This window comes from Duncaniella sp. (assembly GCF_029054785.1).
GTDB lineage: Bacteria > Bacteroidota > Bacteroidia > Bacteroidales > Muribaculaceae > Duncaniella.
On record NZ_JAIDEN010000006.1, the window covers coordinates 1 to 5,582 of the forward strand.

The following is a 5,582-nucleotide window of genomic DNA, read 5'->3' on the forward strand; positions in this document are numbered from 1 at the left end:
TCAGTTCAGAGGTGTCGGAGACATCAAGTTCTTTATGTTCAGACTGGCTACACTATACTCTTGACATCACCTCCGCCAACCGGAAAAATCCGCTGACCCCGAATTACTCACAAACGTGAGTACTCACTAATGACTCACTCACCACCTCTGTATTCTGCGCCATTCTGAAATTTTGGCAAAAATAAAAAGCACTGAAAATCAAGTGATTTCAGTGCTTTGCGGCGTTTTGCCATTTTTGATTGTGACCCCGGAGAGGCTCGAACTCTCGACCCACTGATTAAGAGTCAGTTGCTCTACCAACTGAGCTACGGAGTCTTTGCGATATTGAGCGTTTTTCTCAATTGCGATGCAAAGGTAGGCACTTTTTTTTATTCTGCCAAATCTTTTTTGAATTTTTTTATCGTTTTTTTGAGCAGACTTGAGGCGTAAAGGGCTTGCTTGAGTCGTAATGTGTTGTTTGCGTGTGAGTTATTGCTTTGGCTGCCGGGTGCGGTTTGTCTGCGGTTTTTTTGCGTTAGGTTGTCCGGGACTCTTTATTGGCTTTTGCCAGGCGGTGTGATCGGTAAAATGGGTTGCCAATTCCGTTTTTAGGGTAGGGGGCAGTGACGGGGGCGTTGTAATTTTGCAGTGTGACGGAATTGCAGTGTGGCCGAATTGTCATAGGCGCTTCCGTTTTTATGGTAGAAATTATTGTTTTTTGTAGTAATTTTGCAGTATTATATGAATAAGGAGAATATGAAAGTTATCCGGAATGAGGAGTTTGGCGGTGAACGTCCGCTTTTTGCATCACATGGACTGAGACTTGAAGGTGTGACGATCCATGCAGGGGAGTCGGCTCTGAAATGTTGCTCTGAGATCGAGGCTGACGGTTGCCGTTTTGAGGGTAAATATCCTTTCTGGCATGTCGACGGTTTCAGGATCAAGTCCTGTGTGTTTACCGAGGGTGCGCGTGCGGCTCTCTGGTATTCGCGCAATCTTGAGATGAGTGACACGCTTGTCGAGGCTCCGAAGATGTTTCGCGAGATGGATAACCTTTCGTTGAGCGGTGTCCGCATTCCTGACGCGCAGGAGACTTTCTGGCATTGCCGTGGTGTGATGCTGCGTGATGTCGAGGTGGCTAATGCCGATTATCTGTTCATGCACTCATCGGATATCAATATTGACGGTTACAGTCAGCAAGGCAATTACTCGTTTCAGTATTGCCGGAATGTGGAGATCCGCAATGCGAAGATTGATTCTAAGGATGCGTTCTGGAATACGGAGAATGTGACAGTCTATGATTCAGAGCTGACGGGCGAATATCTCGGCTGGCATTCCCGCAATCTGAGACTGGTGCGTTGCCGCATCTCAGGCACTCAGCCGCTGTGCTATTGCGAGGGGCTGGTGATGGAAGACTGTGTGATGGCCGAGGATGCCGATCTGGCCTTTGAGGATTCGTCGTTGCAGGCTGTGGTGCTGTCCAGGATCACGAGTGTCAAGAATCCGCGCACCGGTTCTGTCAGGGCTGCGGGGATCGGCGAGACGATTGTCGATGCCAACGTGTTGCCCCCGGCTGACTGTCTGATCGTTTCGGATATGGATAATTGATGATAAGAGGTTGTTTTTAAATAACCTCTAAGTGATACATCAGGTATAAGTTAATTTTAAGAGGGTGTTTCATAACAAGAGTAAAAATCTGAGTGGTGTATCTTTTAGATAAATTGTTGTAAATGAGAAAGGAGCATGGCGAGCTATGCGACTGCCGAATTTCAACAATTTAGCAAAAGAGACACCAAGGCTCAGGAAACTTAAAAAAGTCTCAGACATGAAATTATTAAAAAAAGAAAATATAATACCATCGCCTGCGAAAGTTTTGGGCGCCTATGACTCTTCATCTCAAAACTTTCGTTCAGATTTTAACTATTGTTCTGAAACACCCTCTAAAGAGTCGGTTATGGCCAAGGATTTTGATTTTGACAGGATTGTCGACCGCCGAGGAAGCGGTTGCATGAAATGGGACGAACGTCCGGAGGCTCTGCCTCTTTGGGTCGCGGATATGGATTTTCAGACTGCACCTTGTGTGGTCGAGGCTCTTCGGCGGCGCGTTGAACACGGCGTTTTCGGCTATACGCTGGTTGACAACGGCTATTATGAAGCTCTGTCGGCCTGGTTCAGCTCGCGGCATGGTTTTTCGTTTTGTCGTGAGGATGTCATGTATGTTCCCGGAGTGGTCCCCGCTCTGTCGGCGATTATCAAAGCGCTTGTGCCTGCGGGATCCGGCGTCATAGTCCAGACTCCGGTTTATAATTGCTTTTTCTCATCGATACGCAACAACGGTTGCCGGATTGTCGAGAATCCATTGCTGCGCCGCGAGATTTCGGACCGCGAGTTTACCTATGAGATGGATTTCGAAGGGCTTGAACGGCTTGCCTCAGATCCGGCCAACGTGATGTTGCTGCTGTGCAATCCGCACAATCCGGCGGGGCGCGTCTGGAATCGCGACGAGCTTGAACGCGTGGCCGGGATCTGCCGGCGTAACGGCTTGAAGGTTGTCAGCGACGAGATCCATTGCGAACTCACTATGCCCGGCTTCCGCTATGTGCCGTTCGGGACTGTGGACCGTGAAGCGATCGTCTGTCTCTCGCCGTCAAAGGCATTCAATACAGCAGGCTTGCAGATCGCTAATATAATAGCCGGGGATCCTGAAGACCGCCGACTCATCGACCGGGCCATCAACGTCAACGAAGTCTGTGACGTCAACCCCTTTGGAGTCGTGGCCCTTAAAGCGGCTTATTCGCAGGAGGGAGGTGAGTGGCTTGACGCGCTCAGGGACTATCTCTACGGTAATTATCTTTTCCTCCGGGAATATCTTGGACGCCGCCTGCCGCAGTGTCAGGTGACCAGACTGGAGGGTACTTATCTGCCTTGGGTGGACATATCCCGTCTTGGAGGGGATGGCGATGCTCTGGCTGACCGGCTGCTTTCAGAGTCCGGCGTTTGGGTGAATGCAGGGGCGATGTATGGTGACAACTCCTATCTCCGCATCAACATAGCCTGTCCGCGCTCCACTCTGGAAGAGGGTCTCGAACGAATCTGTAACCTTTTAGCCTGAACGGAATCTTGGCGGATATATCTCTGATACGGTCCGGGGCACCCCTGAGTTTTGGCCGTCAGTTGAAGCTGACGGTCCAGTTGTCATGGCCCGCGATGATGGCCCAGCTGTCAAGCATCATGATGCAGTATATCGACGCTGCGATGGTCGGACGTCTTGGAGCCGACGACTCGGCGGCTGTCGGCCTGGTGTCCACAAGCCTGTGGCTCTTCTGGGGGATCTGTTCGGCTGTCACTGTCGGATTTTCAGTCCAGGTGGCCCATCGCATCGGCGCTTCTGACAATGAAGGAGCGAGGCGCATCCTGCGGCAGTCGATCGTCGCCTGTCTGCTGTTCAGTCTTGCCGTAGTCGCAATCGGCGCTGCGATAGCGTTCCCATTGCCCGGATGGCTCGGCGGCTCAGAGGCCGTCTGCGGGAAGGCTTCGGTCTACTTTCTGGTATTTGTGCTTGCACTTCCGCTGCTCACCATGAACTATCTCGGAGGGGCGATGCTTCGCTGTGTCGGAAACATGAAAGTGCCGGGCGGACTGAATGTAATGATGTGTATCCTCGATGTGATTTTCAACTTTTTCCTGATATTTCCTTCGCGTCAGATAGAGATCGGGGGTATGGCCATGAGTGTGCCGGGAGCCGGTCTCGGAGTGCTTGGGGCCGCATTGGGAACAGTCTCGGCAGAGATTGTCACTGCGGCTTCGATGATGTGGTTTCTCTGCACACGTGAGAAATCCATCATGCTCAAAGGGCATCGGGGAAGTTTCAGACTGACCCGTCAGGTGATCGGGAAAGCCTTGCGGATTTCAGCGCCGATGACACTGGAGCATGCAGTCATCTGCGGCGCCCAGATTGCCGTCACGGTCATTGTGGCTCCTCTTGGGGTAATGGCCATAGCGGCCAACGCCTTTGCCGTAACGGCAGAGAGCATCTGTTATATGCCCGGTTATGGAATCGGCGACGCCGCGACCACGCTTGTCGGGCAGAGCTACGGCGCCCGTAGGCTTGATCTTGCCAAGAGGTTCGGCTATATAACGGTCGGCCTCGGAATGGTGATGATGACCGTGATGGGAATCGTCATGTATGTCTGCGCACCCTGGGTCATGGAGCTTATGACACCTGTCGAAGGCATCCGGACACTCGGAGTGGAATCACTCCGTATCGAGGCCTGGGCCGAGCCGATGTTTGCAGCCGCGATAGTGAGCTACGGAGTGATGATCGGGGTGGGGGATACGATTGTTCCGGCCTCAATGAATTTCGGCAGCATCTGGCTTGTCCGCCTGCCTATCGCCGCATTGTTGGCGCCGACTATGGGACTGGCGGGAGTCTGGCTGGCGATGTGTGTCGAACTGTGTTTCCGCGGTTCGATTTTCCTCTGGCGTCTTCTTTCCGGCGCATGGCTTAAGAAGGGAATATGACAGACGGTCCAACGATATATCTCAGGTTTAAGATATAAAAAGTACAGAGGGCATCATCGCGATGTCCTCTGTCCGTCAGTAACAAATTAGTTAGTGGAATTGTCTTGCTGATTTTTAATGTTAGGATTAGTATAGAGTAATTGTACCTTATCAATTTTGGTTAATGATTTCGTCTCAGAATATAGGAGTAGGTATGGCCGGCCTGCCATGTGGTCGACGGCAGAGCAAGTGTGATGCTGCTTCCGTGTTCACTGCCTTCACCCGCTCCCTTGTTCTGGGAATAGTGGACGGCGAGTGTTATTTTGTCTGTTGATTGGGGTATCATCATAAACATTTCGTCTCCGTTCAGGATGTCAAGAAGTATTGTTGAGTTCTGATATATCGCGTCAACATCCATGCTGACACTCGAATTTGCCCCTCCCTGCGAGCCTGGAATAATCTGCCAGTTGCCAGCCTGACTTGCTATGGTACGATTGGGGAAATACACTCCGGCCATGTAGGCATTGCTGATGGTCACGCCATAGATATGACAGTCGGCAAACAGTCCGGCTTCAAATTTCACTTTGATTGCAGACATGATATGCTGAAATTGCAGGAAAATGGATCCTGATGTGGCATTGGCAACGTCATCACAAGCAACAAGAATGTCTTTTTGCTCTTTTGCGACAGATGACAGACCGACGGTAAGAGCTGGAACGGCGTTCATGTCCTTATCAATATATTTTTGTCCATGATCAAACGGCGCAACAGCAAAGAACTGGAGTTTATAGCCTTTTCCCGGCCAGATGTGCTGATTCTCGGTTGCCCATTTGCCGCTTGCCCGGCTTGCTTTCTCGTTGTAAAAGTAGTTCGGGCTGGTGTATCCCTCGTCTGTTCTGGCAAGGTAAGCGGACACAGCAAAGTCATTAGGTCCATTCAGATAATTGCCTCTGCTGACATCGTTGGCGATACCGGCGGATTCTGAAATTTCGACTTTGAGATCACCAAGCTCGTTGTCGGTCAGATCAATCCGGTCGATTATTTTTTCTGTCAGGCTGCGAGACATGGCTCTTAAAAACATATACGATCCCAACAGACAAGAG

4 protein-coding genes and 1 tRNA gene are annotated in these 5,582 nt (G+C 50.9%); 3 read left to right on the plus strand and 2 right to left on the minus strand.

Annotated elements, in window-relative coordinates; genetic code table 11:
- Positions 1-242: 242 nt before the first annotated feature.
- Positions 243-315 (minus strand) — tRNA-Lys (locus K2H17_RS00120).
- A gap of 420 nt (positions 316-735) precedes the next feature.
- On the opposite strand from K2H17_RS00120, the gene K2H17_RS00125 reads away from it, so the two are divergent.
- The 3 genes from K2H17_RS00125 to K2H17_RS00135 all read left to right on the plus strand — a co-directional run bounded on the left by K2H17_RS00125 (position 736) and on the right by K2H17_RS00135 (position 4,500).
- Positions 736-1,587, plus strand: coding sequence for a DUF3737 family protein (locus K2H17_RS00125; RefSeq protein WP_300130012.1), 852 nt, complete (start codon positions 736-738; stop codon positions 1,585-1,587).
- Positions 1,588-1,933: 346 nt separating this feature from the next.
- Complete coding sequence (locus K2H17_RS00130) at positions 1,934-3,091, plus strand: MalY/PatB family protein (RefSeq protein ID WP_300130013.1); 1,158 nt, start codon at positions 1,934-1,936, stop codon at positions 3,089-3,091.
- A gap of 8 nt (positions 3,092-3,099) precedes the next feature.
- Positions 3,100-4,500: an MATE family efflux transporter gene (locus K2H17_RS00135; RefSeq protein ID WP_300130014.1), complete on the plus strand. Its 1,401-nt coding sequence runs from the start codon at positions 3,100-3,102 to the stop codon at positions 4,498-4,500.
- A 160-nt stretch (positions 4,501-4,660) separates the two neighbouring features.
- Here K2H17_RS00135 and K2H17_RS00140 read toward each other — a convergent pair.
- On the minus strand, positions 4,661-5,582 hold a 922-nt coding region (locus tag K2H17_RS00140; protein ID WP_300130015.1), incomplete at its 5' end, for a fimbrillin family protein.

Coding starts and splice junctions, on each gene's coding strand:
- K2H17_RS00125 (WP_300130012.1), top strand. CDS start 736: ATGAAAGTTATCCGGAATGAGGAGTTTGGCGGTGAACGTCCGCTTTTT.
- K2H17_RS00130 (WP_300130013.1), top strand. CDS start 1,934: ATGGCCAAGGATTTTGATTTTGACAGGATTGTCGACCGCCGAGGAAGC.